The 16,237-nt window shown below is 63.9% G+C and carries 15 protein-coding genes, 1 tRNA gene and 1 riboswitch; of the genes, 11 read left to right on the top strand and 5 right to left on the bottom strand.

Annotation, left to right across the window (positions count from 1 at the left end; translation table 11 throughout):
• Positions 1 to 8: 8 nt before the first annotated feature.
• A complete protein-coding gene (gene rnhA, locus IM816_RS11400) occupies positions 9 to 464 on the top strand; it encodes a ribonuclease HI (protein WP_250338169.1) in 456 nt (151 codons plus the stop codon).
• Complete coding sequence (dnaQ, locus tag IM816_RS11395) at positions 461 to 1,207, top strand: DNA polymerase III subunit epsilon (RefSeq protein WP_250338168.1); 747 nt, start codon at positions 461 to 463, stop codon at positions 1,205 to 1,207. The genes rnhA and dnaQ overlap by 4 nt, the downstream gene beginning before the upstream one ends.
• Positions 1,208 to 1,210: 3 nt before the next feature.
• On the opposite strand, the gene IM816_RS11390 is transcribed toward dnaQ, so the two are convergent.
• A complete protein-coding gene (locus IM816_RS11390) occupies positions 1,211 to 1,915 on the bottom strand; it encodes a PP2C family protein-serine/threonine phosphatase (RefSeq protein WP_250338167.1) in 705 nt (234 codons plus the stop codon).
• 146 nt (positions 1,916 to 2,061) lie between these two features.
• On the opposite strand from IM816_RS11390, the gene IM816_RS11385 reads away from it, so the two are divergent.
• The 5 genes from IM816_RS11385 to IM816_RS11365 all read left to right on the top strand — a co-directional run bounded on the left by IM816_RS11385 (position 2,062) and on the right by IM816_RS11365 (position 6,500).
• Positions 2,062 to 2,151, top strand: a tRNA-Ser gene (locus tag IM816_RS11385).
• A 347-nt stretch (positions 2,152 to 2,498) separates the two neighbouring features.
• A riboswitch (Fluoride riboswitch) is annotated at positions 2,499 to 2,565 on the top strand.
• 67 nt (positions 2,566 to 2,632) lie between these two features.
• Positions 2,633 to 3,949 (top strand): voltage-gated chloride channel family protein, encoded by a 1,317-nt coding sequence (locus IM816_RS11380; RefSeq protein WP_250338166.1) that lies wholly within the window; start codon positions 2,633 to 2,635, stop codon positions 3,947 to 3,949.
• Between the two features lie 11 nt (positions 3,950 to 3,960).
• Positions 3,961 to 4,317, top strand: coding sequence for a DUF190 domain-containing protein (locus IM816_RS11375; protein WP_250338165.1), 357 nt, complete (start codon positions 3,961 to 3,963; stop codon positions 4,315 to 4,317).
• A 12-nt stretch (positions 4,318 to 4,329) separates the two neighbouring features.
• Entirely contained in the window at positions 4,330 to 4,653 is a 324-nt protein-coding gene (locus IM816_RS11370; protein ID WP_250338164.1) for a DUF190 domain-containing protein, read from the top strand.
• Positions 4,654 to 5,015: 362 nt separating this feature from the next.
• Positions 5,016 to 6,500, top strand: a complete 1,485-nt coding sequence (locus tag IM816_RS11365) for a SulP family inorganic anion transporter (protein WP_250338163.1) — start codon at positions 5,016 to 5,018, stop codon at positions 6,498 to 6,500.
• Positions 6,501 to 6,546: 46 nt separating this feature from the next.
• On the opposite strand, the gene IM816_RS11360 is transcribed toward IM816_RS11365, so the two are convergent.
• Positions 6,547 to 7,116: a hypothetical protein gene (locus IM816_RS11360; RefSeq protein ID WP_250338162.1), complete on the bottom strand. Its 570-nt coding sequence runs from the start codon at positions 7,114 to 7,116 to the stop codon at positions 6,547 to 6,549.
• Positions 7,117 to 7,457: 341 nt separating this feature from the next.
• Here IM816_RS11360 and IM816_RS11355 point away from each other — a divergent pair, with 341 nt between their 5' ends.
• A complete protein-coding gene (locus IM816_RS11355; RefSeq protein ID WP_250338161.1) occupies positions 7,458 to 7,631 on the top strand; it encodes a hypothetical protein in 174 nt (57 codons plus the stop codon).
• Between the two features lie 15 nt (positions 7,632 to 7,646).
• On the opposite strand, the gene IM816_RS11350 is transcribed toward IM816_RS11355, so the two are convergent.
• Positions 7,647 to 9,071, bottom strand: coding sequence for an OprO/OprP family phosphate-selective porin (locus tag IM816_RS11350; RefSeq protein WP_250338160.1), 1,425 nt, complete (start codon positions 9,069 to 9,071; stop codon positions 7,647 to 7,649).
• 19 nt (positions 9,072 to 9,090) lie between these two features.
• Positions 9,091 to 10,422, bottom strand: a complete 1,332-nt coding sequence (locus tag IM816_RS11345; RefSeq protein ID WP_250338159.1) for a dicarboxylate/amino acid:cation symporter — start codon at positions 10,420 to 10,422, stop codon at positions 9,091 to 9,093.
• Positions 10,423 to 10,538: 116 nt separating this feature from the next.
• On the opposite strand from IM816_RS11345, the gene IM816_RS11340 reads away from it, so the two are divergent.
• A complete protein-coding gene (locus IM816_RS11340) occupies positions 10,539 to 13,172 on the top strand; it encodes a hybrid sensor histidine kinase/response regulator (protein WP_250338158.1) in 2,634 nt (877 codons plus the stop codon).
• Here the strand turns inward: IM816_RS11340 and IM816_RS11335 are convergent.
• Complete coding sequence (locus IM816_RS11335; protein ID WP_072321373.1) at positions 13,169 to 13,822, bottom strand: response regulator; 654 nt, start codon at positions 13,820 to 13,822, stop codon at positions 13,169 to 13,171. The two genes, IM816_RS11340 and IM816_RS11335, sit on opposite strands and share 4 nt — an antisense overlap.
• A 119-nt stretch (positions 13,823 to 13,941) precedes the next feature.
• Between IM816_RS11335 and IM816_RS11330 the strand changes: the two genes are divergently transcribed.
• Together IM816_RS11330 and IM816_RS11325 are read left to right on the top strand one after the other, a co-directional pair.
• The gene (locus IM816_RS11330) at positions 13,942 to 14,865 is read left to right on the top strand and encodes a YihY/virulence factor BrkB family protein (protein WP_250338157.1); all 924 of its coding nucleotides are present in this window, start codon (positions 13,942 to 13,944) and stop codon (positions 14,863 to 14,865) included.
• 48 nt (positions 14,866 to 14,913) lie between these two features.
• Positions 14,914 to 16,206 carry an Nramp family divalent metal transporter gene (locus tag IM816_RS11325; protein ID WP_250338156.1) on the top strand — a complete coding sequence of 431 codons (1,293 nt, stop codon included), beginning with the start codon at positions 14,914 to 14,916 and terminating at the stop codon, positions 16,204 to 16,206.
• The last annotated feature ends 31 nt before the right edge of the window (positions 16,207 to 16,237 follow it).

Below are 16,237 nucleotides of genomic sequence, written 5' to 3'. Positions count from 1 at the left end.
ACGTACCCATGACCGATACCGTTGAAGCCTTTACCGATGGCGCCTGCCTGGGCAACCCTGGCCCGGGTGGCTGGGCCGCGTTGCTGCGCGCCAAGGGCGTCGAAAAAATGATCGCCGGTGGCGAGCCCGATACCACCAACAACCGCATGGAAATGATGGCGGCCATCTCCGCCCTCGAAGCCTTGAACCGGCGCTGCAACGTACACCTCATGACCGATTCCAAGTACGTGATGCAAGGCGTGCAGGAATGGGTGCCGAAGTGGCGCATGAACGGTTGGAAGACAGCGGACAAGAAGCCGGTCAAGAATCAGGATCTGTGGATACGGCTCGATGCCGCCGCCGCCGCGCACACCGTGACCTGGGAATGGGTGAAGGGTCACAACGGCCACGTGGAAAACGAGCGCGTGGACGTCGCCGCGCGTGACCAGGCCCTGGCGTACAAGGCAAAGGGGAAGGTGGCATGAGGCAGATCGTCCTCGATACGGAAACCACGGGTCTCGAGGCACACCTCGGCCATCGCCTGATCGAAATCGGTGCGGTGGAGATGATCGAGCGGCGCCCGACCGGTCGTACCTTCCACACGTATCTCAATCCCGAGCGTGCCATCGACGAAGGTGCGCGCGCCGTCACCGGCATCGAAGACGCGTTCCTGCTCGACAAGCCGTTCTTCCGCGACAAGGTGGACGAGTTCCTCGAATTCATTCGCGGTGCCGAACTCATCATCCACAACGCGGCGTTCGACGTCGGCTTCCTGGATGCCGAACTGAAGATGGCCGGCCCGCAATACGGCCGCATCGCCGATCACGCCACCGTGCTCGATACGTTGCTGATGGCGCGCGCGATGTATCCGGGGCAGCGCAACAGCCTCGATGCGCTGTGCAAGCGACTGGGCGTGGACAACGCACATCGCGATCTGCACGGCGGCCTGCTCGACGCGCAGTTGCTGGCGGACGTCTATATCGCAATGACGTCGGGCCAGGTGGCCCTCGACTTCGCGTTCGATGCCGGTGCCGATGATCGCCATGCGAACGTGTTGGGCGACATCGTCATCACGCGGCGACCGATCGTGTTGCGCGCCTCGACCGAGGAACTCGAACGACACGCGCAACGTCTCGATGCCATCGACAAGTCGGCAGGCGGGCAGAGCATCTGGCGGAAACTGACGGCGGACGACGCCCGCGCTGCGGACGCCGAGCTGGTGCATTGAAACTCAGGCGGCGACGCGCAACAGGATCGCCGTGATGTTGTCGCGCGCGCTGCCAGCGAGTGCTTCCAGCAGTAGGTGATCCACGCACTCCTGCGCTGCGATGTCGCTGCGCGCGACGATCTCAGCGATGCGGTTGTCGTCCACCTCATCGGTCAAACCATCGGTGCACAGCAGCAGACGCGCACCCGGTGCGAGTTCGCCACGAGCCAGGCCGATGTGCAGTTGATCGGGCGCGGTGATTCCCAGCGCTTGGGTGAGCACGCTGCGTTGCGGATGGATGCGCGCCTGCGCTTCGGTCAGTTCGCCGGCCTCGACCAGCGCCTCGACGATGGAATGGTCGTGCGAGAGCCGTCGCAGCGCGCCATCCCAGTGATAGATCCGGCTGTCGCCGACCCAGGCCGCTTCGTAGCGGCGACCGGTCATGCGTACGGCGGCGATGGTCGTGCCCATAGGCCGCGCAGCTGCCTGACCGCTCGAACGGGCGATCAATGCCTCGTTGACCCGCTGCACCGCATCGACCAGCGACTGACCGGCGGTGACCTGAGCCACCACGCCATCGCGCGCCGTGGCCGACGCCACCTCGCCATGGCGATGCCCACCCATGCCGTCCACGACCAGGAACAACCCCAAGCCGGCATCGGCATAGTAGGTATCCTCGTTGCGCGTACGGCGAAGTCCCGTATGCGTGCCGTGTCCGAACTCGATCATGGTGGCCTTGCGAAACGCTGGAAGAGGGCGCCCATGGCGCCCGATGCCCGGGCAGGATGCCCCATAGAAAGCCTGTTGTCACGGCACAGAAGACCCACTATCATTGCGGGCCCGGCAAGGCTAACCCCTCGCCGTCGACCGTTCCCGGAGAGGTGGCAGAGTGGTCGAATGTACCTGACTCGAAATCAGGCGTACGTGTAAGCGTACCGAGGGTTCGAATCCCTCCCTCTCCGCCACTTGATACAAGTCGTCGAACGCCCGGTGATCTCAGATCGCTGGGCGTTTTTCGTTTTGAAGATTCTGGGTAGGTCAACACGCATATGCGTCTACTCCATCATCCGCATCGGGAAAAATCCGGCATGTGGAAATTCCGGATCATTGTGCGGCGTAGCTCCGACTATCAGGCATCTCCCGTCGCACCGTCGCGATGATGGTCCCACGTGTTTCAACTTTTGACGTGCAGGTCCGTGCTGATCACATTGAGCGCGGACAGAACTCCACCAGCGCCACGTGTTTGTTACGGCACCGGCGCTCCGGCGGCTTGCCGTGCCGAGTTGACGACCTTTCGGTCAGCCCCTACGCTGCTCGGCACGGAGATGGCATTCCTCCGCGAACCGCCCCGTAACGGGGCTGATGATGCCTACATGTCCTGGCTTCCGGGGATGTAGGCACGCGTGCTACGCCCGGCCCAGGTGATTCCTCCGACCTGGATACTCCATGCGCGCGCTTAGCTCTCTCGAACAATGGGAACTCCTCCGTTACATCGGCAAATGGCTGCTGATTGCCATGGTTGCCGCGGTGTTGGCCGGAACGGCATCTGCCTGGTTCCTCCTGAGTCTGGACTGGGCCACACGGACCCGGCAGGCCACGTCCTGGCTTTTGGCGCTCTTGCCAGTCGCGGGTTTCGTCGTGGGCTGGGTCTACTTCCGACTGGGGAAGCCGGTCGAGGCCGGCAATAACCTGATCATTGACGAGATCCACGACCCCAAGAAGGTCATTCCTCTGCGCATGGTGCCGTTGGTCTTCATCGGTACGGTGATGTCTCACCTATTTGGAGCATCGGTAGGCCGCGAAGGGACCGCGGTCCAAATGGGGGGCGCCCTCGCAGACCAACTGACCGCCGCATTTCGGCTCAGTCCAGAGGACCGAAGGGTATTGTTGATGGCAGGCATGAGCGCCGGCTTCGCCGCTGTCTTCGGCACGCCACTGGCCGGCGCACTGTTCGGCTTGGAAGTCCTGGCCATCGGACGGCTCCGTTACGACGCCCTGTTTCCCTGCGTCATTGCAGCCATCGTTGCCGACCGGGTGTGCCTGGCCTGGGGTGTCCATCACACTGGATATGTCATGGGCTCTGTGGCCCCCGTGACGGGCTGGACGGTGCTTTCCGTCATCGTCGCGGGAATCATTTTTGGCTTGGTGGGCTTGTTGTTTGCTACAGCGACCCATCGGGTAGGGGCTTGGATGAAGCGGCTGATCGGCTACCCACCGTTGCGGCCCTTTATCGGCGGCGCCGTCATTGCGGGGTCGGTCTATCTGTTTCACACCCAGGCCTACATCGGGTTGGGCATCCCCACCATCGTCGCCGCCTTCGACCATCCGCTGCCGTGGTGGGACAGCATTGGCAAGTTTGGTTACACCGCGGCCTCGCTGGGCTCTGGGTTCAAGGGTGGGGAGGTAACTCCGCTTTTCTTCATTGGCGCCACTCTGGGCAACAGCCTCGCCCCGTTGCTTCATCTGCCATTCGGCATGTTGGCGGCACTGGGCTTTGTGGCCGTTTTCGCAGGGGCCGCCAACACGCCCTTGGCCACCACCGTCATGGCCATTGAACTCTTCGGTTCTGCGATCGCTCCTTTTGCAGCCATCGCCTGCGTGGCCAGCTACCTATTTTCGGGGCACAACGGCATCTACCACGCACAGCGGCTGGGTCGCGCCAAGCACCTGCGCCACCTGCCCGAAGACCTTCGGCTAAGCGACCTGCCGGCCTACCGGCGTCGCCAGCGCGATACGCAACCCACGGAAGTCCCCAAATCATGAGCGGAGTGCCCATGCGCGATCTCGTTGTCGCCCGTCTTTATTTTCCTGTCTCGGCCCGCGCCAGTCGCTCGCGGTTTTGGCATCGCCTAAGCGCGCCGGCGCTCGCACACCATCTGCTTAAGGTGGCGCGGCGGGCTGGCATTGAGCAGGCCATTCTTCACCACGTAGAAATGGGATACCTCAAGGGGCAACGGTTGTCACACCATCATCCGGATGCTGTCTCGATGGACCATCCGCAGTGTCTGGAACTGGTGGATCGCCGCGAGATCGTGGAGTCGTTCCTGGTCGATCATGCGGCCGAACTTCAGCAAGTTCGGGTGCTGATACTTTCGTGTGAGACACCTGATCTTGCTGCTACCCCCGCTTAGGAGACCCCCACGATGAAAGGTTATCGGATTCTGTTTTTCACTCAAGAAAACCGCACCATCCACGGCGATACGGTCGCCCAATGGATCCTTCAGCGCGCACGGAAGTTGGGGGCTGCGGGCGGCACCATGACCGCGGGAGGGGAGGGCTTCGGGCACTCGGGAAAGATCCACTCGGCGGGCTTCTTCGAAATGGCCGACCGCCCCATGACGGTTTCGGTGGTCACCGATGAGCCAACCTGCGAGGCACTGATGGCCGCGATTGCGGAAGAGAACATCGATGTTTTCTATTGCCGCAGTCAAGTCGAATTTGGCAGGCTCGGAGCCGATCAATCGTAATGCGCTGACAACCTTGTCATCGGGCGATCGCCTAAGCATACGATTTGGTATGTGAGGTCGCCTTGATGCGCTGCGCCCGCTTGCCTCGATGCCTTCCCATGGGGACAGACGCCAGAGCGCGTGGTTGTCGTAGCCGCCAATAAGCGCATGACGCACGCTTGGAGCATGCGAAGTGCTCGGTTCTGGAGGCCAAGCCCACGATCCAATAAAACGACGTTATAATCAGCGAACGCTTCCCCCTGAGACCTGCCTTGACCACGCCACCGTAACGCTAGCTGCCCTGGCTCGCACTCCTTGCTAAAGGAGCGGTGTATTCGTGTGTCTTTAGGTGAGAGGCTTGCTGCCTCTCCGAGGAAATGGTCTTGAATTCTTTTTCGCAACTGCGCCAGCAGTGGCTGGGCAACGTGCGTGGCGACATCCTGTCCGGCATGGTCGTGGCGCTCGCTCTCATTCCCGAAGCCATCGCGTTTTCCATTATTGCTGGGGTCGATCCTAAGGTCGGACTCTACGCGTCGTTTTCCATGGCCGTGGTGATTTCGATTGCTGGTGGGCGTCCCGCGATGATTTCAGCGGCGACCGGTGCCATGGCGCTGTTGATGGTGACCATGGTCAAGGAGCACGGGCTCGCGTACTTGCTTGCCACCACGATACTGACCGGGTTGATCCAGATCGTGGCAGGCGCGCTCAAGCTCGGTGCGCTGATGCGCTTCGTATCCCGCTCTGTGATCACCGGCTTCGTCAACGCACTGGCCATTCTTATCTTCATGGCCCAACTGCCTGAATTGATCGGTGTGCCGTGGCTGGTCTATCCGATGACCGCTGCCGGCCTGGCGATCATCTATCTGTTTCCGTACGTCACCAAGGCCATTCCGTCGCCACTGGTAGCGATCATGGTCCTGACGGGCGTGGCGATGTACTTCCACATGGATATTCACCGCGTGGGCGACATGGGTGCCTTGCCCGACGCTCTGCCGAGCTTATCGATGCCGGACATTCCGTGGACTCTCGATACGCTCAGGATCATCTTGCCGACGGCAGCGACGCTTGCGGTGGTAGGTCTGCTCGAATCGATGATGACGTTGCAGATCGTCAACGACATGACCGATACCCGCAGCGACAAGAATCGCGAATGCATCGGGCAGGGCGTCGCGAACATCGTGACGGGCTTCATCGGTGGCATGGCCGGCTGCGCCATGATCGGCCAGTCCGTAATCAACGTGAAATCTGGTGGCCGTGGTCGCCTTTCCACCATGGTCGCTGGCGCGCTTTTGCTGGTGCTTGTGGTCTTCGGTTCGCCTCTGGTCCGTCAGATTCCCATGGCGGCTCTGGTGGCGGTGATGATCATGGTCTCCCTGAGCACCTTCAACTGGCGTTCCATCCAGAGTCTCCGAACCCATCCCACGGTATCCAGCGTCGTGATGCTGGGCACGGTCGCGGTGACGGTCGCCACGCACGATCTCGCAAAGGGTGTGCTCACGGGTGTGCTGCTTTCGGCCGTCTTCTTCGCGCGCAAGGTCGGCAAGGCGCTGGATGTCGATAGCTCCGTGGCATCGGATGGTCACGTGCGGACCTATACCGTCACCGGCCAGGTCTTCTTCGCCTCGTCCGAAGCCTTCGGCGAACTGTTTGATTTCAAGGAAGAGGACATCAGTCATGTGCGTCTGGATGTGACGGACGCGCACTTCTGGGACCTCACCGCCGTCAATGCCTTGGATCGCGTGGTATTCAAGTTCCGCCGGGAGGGCAAGCACGTGGAAGTCATCGGATTGAACGCAGCAAGCGCTGGACTCGTGGACCGGCTGGGTACGCACCACAAGGAAGGTGCATCCGCTGAAGCGGGGCATTGAGGTCGCGGTATCGTCTTTCTAAGAAGATGACGTGATGCGCATCGGATCAGCGGCATCGCTCTGTGAGAAATGCTTCAGCTTCGTCACGCGCCTCCCTAAGCTCGCTCACCGATAGCTTCCCGGTGAGCGCGGCTTGCTCGCCAGAAGCGATCAGTCCGACATATAACTCCAGCAGCTCGCGCTGGAGAACGTACGCAGCACGCAAATCCTGGGCGAAGAGCGGGCCGCCTTTCAATCGTTGGCGGTATAGCGCGGCGATGGCATCTACGTGGCATCGGCTTGCCAGGGTGTAGAGGTGCCTTGCGGCATGTTGCCGGCCGTCCGTCGGCGTGGGGTGGCGTTCGGTATGCGGTGCGTCACGGGTCGACGCTTCCGTGCGCGTCGTAGCGAACACGAACATCGCCGCTTCATTGCCCTGGTCGGCGGCACGCATGAGCCATGAGCCGGCCTCTTTGACCTCGTCGTCCGAGACGCCTCCGCAATAGGTGAACGCGAGGTCGGTCAATGGGCGCTCGCGCAGCGCGAAGCATTTCGCCAGACCTGCGTGGATGGCAGCCGAGGCGTTGCCGTCTCCGGCTTCGGCATGCGCTTTCAGCCGGGAAAGCGCGATGTGCAAGGGACCTTCGGGGGCGGGAGGTTCGCGGTGGTGGGAGGCCTTTGTGTAGACCACGGGCGCCCTTGCGGACGGTATTTGCTCGGGAAACGCGCCACCCGACGCGGTCGCCATCACCAGTAACGAAAGGATCGATGCCATGCCTAGCCCCTGCAAAAGGGCCTCATGATCGACGCGCGTTGGCCCCTTGGCTGTCGGCGACATCGTCAATCGGGGCGAGCGCAGAAGGGCGATCAGCGCCAGATGTGAGGATCGCCGTGACATCTTCGCGACGGTACGCAACGGCCGGCGGGTCGAGCCTCTTCAGCGTGCCACGTAAGGGCACGTCCGCCATTGGAGAGACCATGACAACGCCGAACGTCAACGACGACCGTAAGCACCGCGTGCAATCCGGCGATCGCAACAATAACTATGTCGCTGACAAGGATCGTCCCATCCACAAGGAACGCGACAAGAAGATCGAAGAGGGTGAAAAGAAAATGGACGACCTGAGCAAGCGCGACGAGGGCGTGCGATAGCACGCCTTCGCATCCTTAAAGCAGAACCTCCGCGCGAAGCGCCAGCGAGTGTCCGTCGTCGCGTCCAGCCATAGTGCCGATGCGGTTGTTCGTTTCCCAACGGATGTAATTGAACATCAGACGCGACCAGTCGTTGAGGTACCAATTGAGTGCCATCGTGGCGCTTCGTCCGGTGCCGCCTCCGGGGGCGTCGGTGAAGTCGTAGTGATCGATGCGGCCGGCTACTTCGAACGCGCCCGTGCCGCCGGACGAGACGGGATTGGCGACCTTCACCGCCTTCCAGCTTCCCGAGCGGCTTGAAAATCCGGGCGCTTCCCCAGTGATCATCCAGCCGGCCGCGACGCTCGTGCCTTGACGGTGGACGCGCCCGTTGTGCCGTGTGTGGATGGTGCGCTTGCCATGCTCTGCGATCGCCCAGGTACTGCGATGTACGCCGCCGAGTTCGAGGCCGGTGCCTCGGTCACGTGTCGGATCGACTACCGGGCCCGCACTTACCATAAGAAGCTTATTGAATGCGGTAAGCGGCATGGTGGTGTCGATGGAAGACACGCCGCCACCAAGACTTTCGTAGTAGTACCATCCGCCGACGTGGACGAAGCCGTTCTTGGTCTTCCACGGGTTGATGTGCGCACGCGTGAGATAGGTCACCGTCTCCGAATACTTACCCGACGTGCCCGTCTTGGGGGCGTTGCCCGTGATGGATAGCGTGTAGTGCCAGCGGTCGCCGTACACGCGCACCTGCGTGCCCATGCCGAAGTAACTGACGAACGGCCTTGCCACGGCAACGGCGGCGTTGCGCAGCAGGAACGGCACGCGGGCGAGATCGGACGATCCCTCCGTACCCAGATCCTTGAGGAAGTTGCCGAGGTAGAACGTCGCCTCGTTGCCCGCCACGGTGGTGTTGTAGCTGAGGTAAGCCGGTTGCAGGGCAACGCTGTCGTTGGCGAATTCGGCCTCGATGCGATAGCCCAGCGCGCCGATGGCGCCTTCGCCACCGAGGCGAAGATTCGCGACCTCGGAGCCATGGAGGTTCCGTGTCGCGTGGCTCGAGCCGTGCGTGCGACTGAAATCCATGAGCAACCGGCCGTGCGGCTTGAAGGTGTGTTGGCCGTCATCGCTGGCAAAGGTTGGCGCGGCGTCGCTGCGCTTCCAGCGCACGTTGCCGGCGAGGTCCTGGGACGCCTTCCTTGCGGGCGCAGAAGGCGACGAGGCCACGGCCGCGGTCATGCCGCTATCCGAACGCGGGGCGCCGTTGGCGGCCATCGACTTTTCCAGTTGTGCAAGCCGCGCGGTCAGTTCATCGATCTTCGCCGCCTGCTGTTCGATACGCGTCAGCAATTCGGCCGTTGGCGGATCGTCCGTCGCGAAACAAACCGGAGAGGTGCCGGCGAGCAACGTTGCGGCAAGCGTGGCACGGGGGAGGGATGTCCTTGTCGTCATGCAGTCCGTCTCGTCGTGGTCAGGGCGTAGCGTTGCCGTGGTTGAGGCTCGTGCCGTTGCTGGTTTGCACGCCGTCGGTACGATCGGCGAGCGTCGCTGCCAGCGTGCCGCGATCGAGTGCGCCTTCCCAGCGAGCCACCACGATCGTTGCCACGGCGTTGCCGATGAAGTTGGTCAGCGAACGGCATTCGCTCATGAAGCGGTCGATGCCAAGGATCAATGCCATGCCTGCCACGGGAAGCGAAGGCACCACCGAGAGCGTCGCCGCCAGCGTCACGAATCCGGCGCCGGTGACGCCGGCCGCACCCTTGGAACTCACCATCGCCACCAGCAGAAGCGCGATCTGCTCGCCGAGCGACAACGGCGTGTTCGTGGCCTGCGCGATGAACAGCGCGGCGAGCGTCATGTAGATGTTGGTGCCGTCGAGATTGAACGAGTAGCCCGTGGGCACCACGAGACCCACCACAGACTTGTCGCAGCCCGCGCGTTCCATCTTCTCCATCAGCGAGGGTAGTGCTGCCTCCGACGAGGACGTGCCAAGCACCAGCAGCAGCTCCGACTTGAGGTAACGCAGCAGGCGGAAGATGGAAAACCCGGCGATGCGCGCCATGGTGCCGAGCACCACCACCACGAACAGCAGCGAGGTGAGATAGAACGTGGCGACCAGATAGAGCAGATTCGACAACGAACCGATGCCGTAACGGCCGATGGTGAAGGCAATGGCTCCGAAGGCGCCGATCGGCGCGGCCTTCATCAGCAGGTGGACCAGGCGGAAGACAGGCGTGGTCAGTGCATCGAAGAAGTCCACCACGGGGCGCGCGCGCTCGCCTGCGAGGGTCAGCGAAATGCCGAACAACACGGCGAACAGCAGCACCTGCAGGATGTTGCCGGAGGTGAACGCGCCGACGACCGTATCGGGAATGATGTCGAGCAGGAAGCCCGTCAGCGTCATGTCGTGCGCCTTGGAGGCGTAGTTGGCGATCTCCTTCGTGGAAAGCGTGGCGGCATCCACGTCCAATCCGGCGCCGGGCTGCACGACATTGGCGACGATGAGCCCCACCACCAGCGCGAGGGTGGAGAAGACGAGGAAATAGGCCATCGCCTTGAACACCACGCGACCCACCGCATTGAGGTGGGGCATACCGGCAATGCCGGTGACCACGGTGAGAAAGATCACTGGCGCGATGACCATCTTCACCAGCTTGATGAAGGCGTCACCGAGCGGCTTCAGCGATTCGGCGAAGGCGGGCGAGTAGTGGCCCAGCAGCGCGCCGAGCGCGATGGCAACCAGTACCTGCACGTAGGTCTGACGATAGAAGGGCGTGGCGGTTTCGGGGCGTGGGGAGGACATGGCGGCACGTGGTGGTCGCCTCGAAGGCGGTGTCGTGTTGTAGCCCGCGATGCCTCCCCGGCCCATAACACATTCCGGCTAGAGGCCCTTGGGGCTGTGCGACCATTGACGGCCTGATGACGCGATTCTTCCGTATTCCCAAGCCCGCCCTGATCGCCTTGCTGGCGGCGACCATGCTCGCCACCTCGGCCCTGGCCGGCTGGTGGGCCTGGCATCGCGAGTTGGCGGATATCGCGCATGCCTCAGCGGACCGCTTGCACCTGCGCGCGTCGGCGGTACGGCGCCTGATCGACCGCTTCACGGTCCTGCCTGACGTGCTGGCGCTGGACCCCGAGTTGCGCGAGGCCCTGCGTGGCCCTTTGTCCCCGAGCACCGTGGCGGCGCTGAACGAGAAGCTCGCGCAGGCCAACGGCGTCGTGCACTCGTCCACATTGACGCTGCTGGATCGCGATGGTCGCGCGATAGCGGCGAACAACTGGGATACGCCAGGAAGCAACGTCGGGCTCGATTACCGCTTCCGCCCTTATTTCCACAATGCCATGCGCGACGGTCGCGCCACGTTCTACGCCTTGGGGGTATCGACGCGCGTGCCCGGGTACTTCATTGCGCGCGCCGTGGACGACGACGCGGGGCGTCACCTGGGCGTGGTGGTGCTGAAGATCACGCTCGACGAGGTGCGCGAGGATTGGGCGCTCAGCGACGATACCGTGGCACTGGCCGACGAGCATGGCGTGGTTTTCCTCGCCAACCGCGATGGCTGGCTTTATCGCACGCTTAGGCCGTTGGCGCCTCAAGAAATGACGGCCATCGATGCCACGCGTCAATACGGCGGACATACGCTGATGCCGGTGGAACGGCGCGTGCTTGGCACGTTGAGCGACGGTGCGCTGCGCGCCATCGTGGATGCGCCGCCGGTGTCGCACGAGGTGCTCTGGCGCACGATGTCACTCGCACGACAGGGCTGGACCCTGCACCTGTTGGCCGATGCTCGGCCAGCGTGGGAGGCGGGACGCAACGCCGCCCTGATTGTGCTGGCGGGCTGGTTGCCGCTGATCCTCTTCGGCCTGTTCATCCAGCAGCGCATCGGCCTCGCGCGCCTGCGGCAGCGCAGTCGCGAGGAACTCGAACGCATGGTGGCGCACCATGCCGCCGCACTGCGTACCGCGCAGGACAGCGTCGTCGCTGCGGCACACGAGGCAAGCCAGGGCGGACACAGCAACCTCGATCACCTTCCGCAAGGGGTCAGCGTGATCGACGGCGAACTGCGTCTCGTGGCCTGGAATTCCCGCTACCGCGAGATCTTCGGCTTTCCCGACGAGCTGCTGAAGGTAGGGCAGCCCATCGAGGCGCTGTTTCGCTTCAATGCGCGCCGCGGTCTGTTGGGACCGGGCGACGTCGAGGAGGCCATCCAGCGACGTCTCGATTACCTGCGTGCCGGCAGCCCGCACATGTACGAGCGCGAACGGCCGGACGGCACCATCCTGGAAATTCGCGGCAATCCCTTGCCGGGTGGCGGCTTCGTCACGAGCTATGCCGACATCACGGCCTACAAGGCCGCCGCCCGTGAACTGCGCACCTTGGCGAGCACCCTCGAACAGCGCGTGGATGAGCGAACCCGCGATCTGCACGAGGCGAAGGCCGAAGCCGAGCGCGCGAGTCGCTCGAAGACCCGCTTCGTCGCCGCGGCCGTGCATGACTTGCTGCAACCGTTGAACGCCGCGCGCATGTTCATCGGAGCACTGGCGGATGGCGCGCTGGCACCCGCGGAACGCCAACTGGTCGAACAGATCCGCTCGGCGCTGGATACGCAGGACGATATGCTCGCGAGCCTGCTCGACGTGTCGCGCCTGGAAGGCGGCGCGGTCGAAGCGCGTTTCAGCGCGGTGTTGCTCGGGCCGATGCTTGCGGAACTGGGGCGGCAGTTTGCCGTGCTCGGCAAGGCGCGCGGGCTGGACGTCCGCCAGGTCGAAACGACCGTGGTGGTGCGCAGCGATCCCTTGCTGCTGCGTCGCGTGCTGCAGAACTTTCTGTCGAATGCCGTGCATTACACGCCACGCGGGCGCGTGCTCATCGGCGTGCGGCGCCAGCACGGGCAGGCCAGGGTCGAGGTCTGGGACACCGGCATAGGCATTCCCGAGACCAAGACGCGGGCGATCTTCGACGAGTTCCTGCGCCTCGACAACGGCGTGGATCGCGAGCGCCGCGGCGCGGGGCTGGGCCTGTCGATCGTGGACCGGATCGCTCGTCTGCTCGGCGCGCCGGTAACGGTACGCTCTTGGCCTGGGCGGGGCAGTGTGTTCTCGATCACCTTGCCGCTCGCCCTCGAAGGCATCGGGCACAGTGGCTCTGCCGACTACGGGGTGGACGATTCACCATTTCGCGGCAAGCGCGTGCTGCTTATCGATGGCGATGCGGCGGCGCGGCGGGTGACGTCTGCGTTGCTGTCGTCGTGGGGCTGCGATGTGGTCACCGTCGGCAGCGCCGAAGCCGCACTGCGCCATGCCGAGACCGACGAGGCTCCGGCCATCCTGTTGCAGGAAGATCCGCTCGACGGTGCGAGCGGCGACGAACTGCGCGCGGCGCTGATCGCCCGCTGGGGACGCTCGCCACCGACGGTGTTGCTATCGGTCGCGCCGTCCGCGGCGGCCATTGAACATGCGCGTGGCCTCGGGCTGCGCTATCTCATCAAGCCATTGGCCCCGGCGCGCCTGCGTGCGGTCATGAGTCGTCTGCTGATGACGTCCGATTAGCCAGGGTGCGAACCGTCGACGCCTTCGTCGACGTCGAGCGATTTCACCAGCACCGCGGCCTGCGTGCGCGATCGGCACTCCAGCTTGGACAGCACGGCGGTGACGTGAATCTTCACCGTGTTCTCCGCGAGCCCGAGTTCGGCCGCGATCTGTTTGTTGAGTAGCCCCTCGGCCATCAGCATGAGCACACGAAACTGTGCCGGCGTGAGCCGTGACAGACGTGCCGCCAGACGAGCGTCCTCGTCGCTGCGCTCCGCACGGGCGGCCGTGAAGGCCGTGCCGCCGGCCATCACCTGGGCGACGGCCTCGCGCAACGCCTCGGCCGATGCGGACTTGGACACGAAACCTGCCGCGCCGAACTGTTGTGCGCGTCGTACGTTGCGTGGGTGGTCGTTGGATGTGACGACCAGCACGGGAATGTCCGGGTGTTCCCCGCGCAGCCACAGTAACGACGAGAACCCCATCGCCCCGGGCATGGTCAGGTCGAGCAGGACCAGGTCGATGGGGTGGCCCTCGGCGAGCACCGCCTCCATGGCACTGTGGCTGGCCGCTTCCCGTGCCGTGCCACCGCGCAGGGGCTCGGCGAGCGCATGCAGCAAGGCGGCGCGGAACATGGGGTGGTCGTCGGCGATCAGCAGGTTCAAGGCCATCGCGCCATTCTAGGGCCCACGCGATGCATTCGCTCCGGTTTCTTGCTGTCCCGTTCACATCCTGTGCGCTTCGTCTTTATCGGCTGCCCGCGATGGTGGTGGACTTAAGGAGAGACGAAATGAAGAAGGCCTTTGGTGCCGTCAAGCAAACGGTCGTATCGGCGGTTGACGGATTCAGCGACGACGAACTGATGACCCGCGCGGCGGCGCTGTCCTTCTACGCCGCGCTGTCGTTCGCGCCGTTGCTGCTTCTGCTGGTGTGGGTCGTCTCGATGCTGCATCCGGCCTGGCAGGACGAATTGTCCAAGGCGCTAGCGGGTGTCGTGGGCGACCGCGCTGCGGAGGCCCTGAACGGCGTGATCGCCAGCGCCAAGTCGCATCCTCGGCTGGGCGATCTGGCCGGCGTGATCGGCATTGGCGTGACGCTCTTCGGTGCTTCTGCAGTATTCGCACAGTTGCAGGGCACCCTCGACCGCGTGTGGCGGGTGAAGGCCAAGCCGGGTGAGGCGGTGGGCGCATGGCTGCGTGCCCGCGCTCGGGCGTTCGCGCTGCTGGGCGGTATCGCCTTCATGTTGATCGTGTCGTTCGTTGTCAGTGCGGTCATCCACGCATTGTTCCGTGACGATGCAACGGTCTGGAGCGTCGCCGAATACGTCGTCTCGGTGCTGGTGTTCATCGCCGCCTTCGGTGCCATGTACAAGGTGCTGCCGGACGCGCTGATCGACTGGAGCGAGGCACTCATCGGTGCGGTGCTTACCACGGTGCTGTTCCTGGCGGGCAAGTACGCCATCGGCCTTTACATCCAATACTCGAACGTCGGCGGTGCGTACGGTCCGGCGGGAGCCTTCATCGTGCTGCTGACATGGACTTACTACTCATCGATCATCGTCCTCCTGGGTGCGGAATTGACCCGGGGCGTGGCGGAAGCACGCGGCAAGCCGATCCGCCCGAGCGAGCACGCGGTCAAGATCGAGGCCGCACCCGCGGAATTGCCGCCGGAAGAGCCCCGGAAACGTGCGTCCAGCCACGCAGGGCATCTGTAGTATGGTGACCGCGAGTGGCGCGATCCCCGCCGCCACGGGGTGGTGAGCATGCTCCAGAAGGTCTCCCCGGAGCTTCCCGAAGAACCGGTCATGCGCGAGGTGCTCGATGGGCGCCGCCGTGGCTTCGCCGGTCTGCTGCCGTTTGCCGGGCCCGCCATGGTCGTGTCGGTGGCATACATCGATCCCGGCAACTTCGCCACGAACATCCAGGCCGGCGCACGCTACGGGTACGCCTTGCTGTGGGTGGTGGTGCTCGCGAACCTTGTCGCGATGCTGTTCCAGAGCCTGTCTGCGCGGCTCGGCATCGTCACCGGATTCAACCTTGCCCAGCTATGCCGTGCCCATCTGCCCCGGCCGCTGGTCTACGTGATGTGGGTGGTGAGCGAACTCGCGGCGATGGCGACCGACCTCGCGGAATTTCTCGGCGGGGCGATCGGTCTCGCGCTGCTTTTTCATATGCCGCTGCTGGTCGGCATGGGCATCACCGCGGTGGTCACGTACGCCTTGCTGCTGCTGGAAGGCAAGGGCTATCGACGCCTCGAACTCACCATTGGTGCGCTGGTGGGCGTGGTGGGCTTGTCGTATCTCGCCGAGCTGTTCATTGCGCCCGTCGGTTGGGCATCGCTCGGTCAGCAGATCTTCGTGCCTCGTCTGCCGGACAGCGCCGCCATCGCGATCGCTGTCGGCATCATCGGCGCGACGGTCATGCCGCATGCCTTGTTTCTGCACTCGGGGCTGACCGAGCGGCGCGCGCGACCGAAGACCCGCGACGAGCGTCAGCGCATCATCCGCCTGTCCAACCTCGAGGTGATTCTCGCGCTGTCCTTAGCGGGCCTCATCAACCTGGCGATGGTCGTCATGGCGGCCGGTGCGTTTCATGGAAGCCATCCGGATGTGGCGAAGATCGAGACGGCCTACCAGACCCTGGTGCCGTTGCTGGGCGGCGCCGCCGCGACCATCTTCCTCGTTTCGCTGATCGCCTCGGGCTTTTCCAGCTCCGTGGTCGGCACGATGGCGGGGCAGATGATCATGCAGGGCTTCGTCGAGTTCCACATCCCCCTGTGGCTGCGCCGCTCGGTCACGATGCTGCCGAGCTTTGCCGTGGTGCTGATGGGTGTAGATGCCACGCGGGCGCTGGTACTGAGCCAGGTGGCGCTGAGCATTGCGTTGCCATTCCCGATGATCGCGCTGGTCTGGTTCACCAGTCGCAGCGAGCTGATGGGCCCGTTCCGCAACCGACCTGCGGTGAGCATCGCTGCCGTCGCCGCCGCCCTGGTGGTGCTGGGGCTCAACGTGGTCTTGCTACTGGACGCGTTCGGCCTGATTTCGCTTGAGGCCTAACGCGACGCCGACCGCACGGCAAAGCTGGTAA

The sequence above is a fragment of the Luteibacter flocculans genome (genome assembly GCF_023612255.1).
Lineage (GTDB): Bacteria > Pseudomonadota > Gammaproteobacteria > Xanthomonadales > Rhodanobacteraceae > Luteibacter > Luteibacter flocculans.
The sequence above is the reverse complement of the archived record's forward strand: the minus strand, read 5'-3'. Positions and strand labels throughout refer to the sequence as shown.

What these genes read in the sequence shown, in the direction of transcription:
- IM816_RS11350 (WP_250338160.1), bottom strand. Translation starts at nt 9,071, where the DNA reads ATGACGACAAGGACATCCCTCCCCCGTGCCACGCTTGCCGCAACGTTG.
- IM816_RS11390 (WP_250338167.1), bottom strand. Translation starts at nt 1,915, where the DNA reads ATGATCGAGTTCGGACACGGCACGCATACGGGACTTCGCCGTACGCGC.
- IM816_RS11345 (WP_250338159.1), bottom strand. Translation starts at nt 10,422, where the DNA reads ATGTCCTCCCCACGCCCCGAAACCGCCACGCCCTTCTATCGTCAGACC.
- IM816_RS11325 (WP_250338156.1), top strand. Translation starts at nt 14,914, where the DNA reads ATGCTCCAGAAGGTCTCCCCGGAGCTTCCCGAAGAACCGGTCATGCGC.
- IM816_RS11355 (WP_250338161.1), top strand. Translation starts at nt 7,458, where the DNA reads ATGACAACGCCGAACGTCAACGACGACCGTAAGCACCGCGTGCAATCC.
- IM816_RS11370 (WP_250338164.1), top strand. Translation starts at nt 4,330, where the DNA reads ATGAAAGGTTATCGGATTCTGTTTTTCACTCAAGAAAACCGCACCATC.
- IM816_RS11335 (WP_072321373.1), bottom strand. Translation starts at nt 13,822, where the DNA reads ATGGCCTTGAACCTGCTGATCGCCGACGACCACCCCATGTTCCGCGCC.
- dnaQ (WP_250338168.1), top strand. Translation starts at nt 461, where the DNA reads ATGAGGCAGATCGTCCTCGATACGGAAACCACGGGTCTCGAGGCACAC.
- IM816_RS11380 (WP_250338166.1), top strand. Translation starts at nt 2,633, where the DNA reads ATGCGCGCGCTTAGCTCTCTCGAACAATGGGAACTCCTCCGTTACATC.
- IM816_RS11330 (WP_250338157.1), top strand. Translation starts at nt 13,942, where the DNA reads ATGAAGAAGGCCTTTGGTGCCGTCAAGCAAACGGTCGTATCGGCGGTT.
- rnhA (WP_250338169.1), top strand. Translation starts at nt 9, where the DNA reads ATGACCGATACCGTTGAAGCCTTTACCGATGGCGCCTGCCTGGGCAAC.
- IM816_RS11340 (WP_250338158.1), top strand. Translation starts at nt 10,539, where the DNA reads ATGACGCGATTCTTCCGTATTCCCAAGCCCGCCCTGATCGCCTTGCTG.
- IM816_RS11375 (WP_250338165.1), top strand. Translation starts at nt 3,961, where the DNA reads ATGCGCGATCTCGTTGTCGCCCGTCTTTATTTTCCTGTCTCGGCCCGC.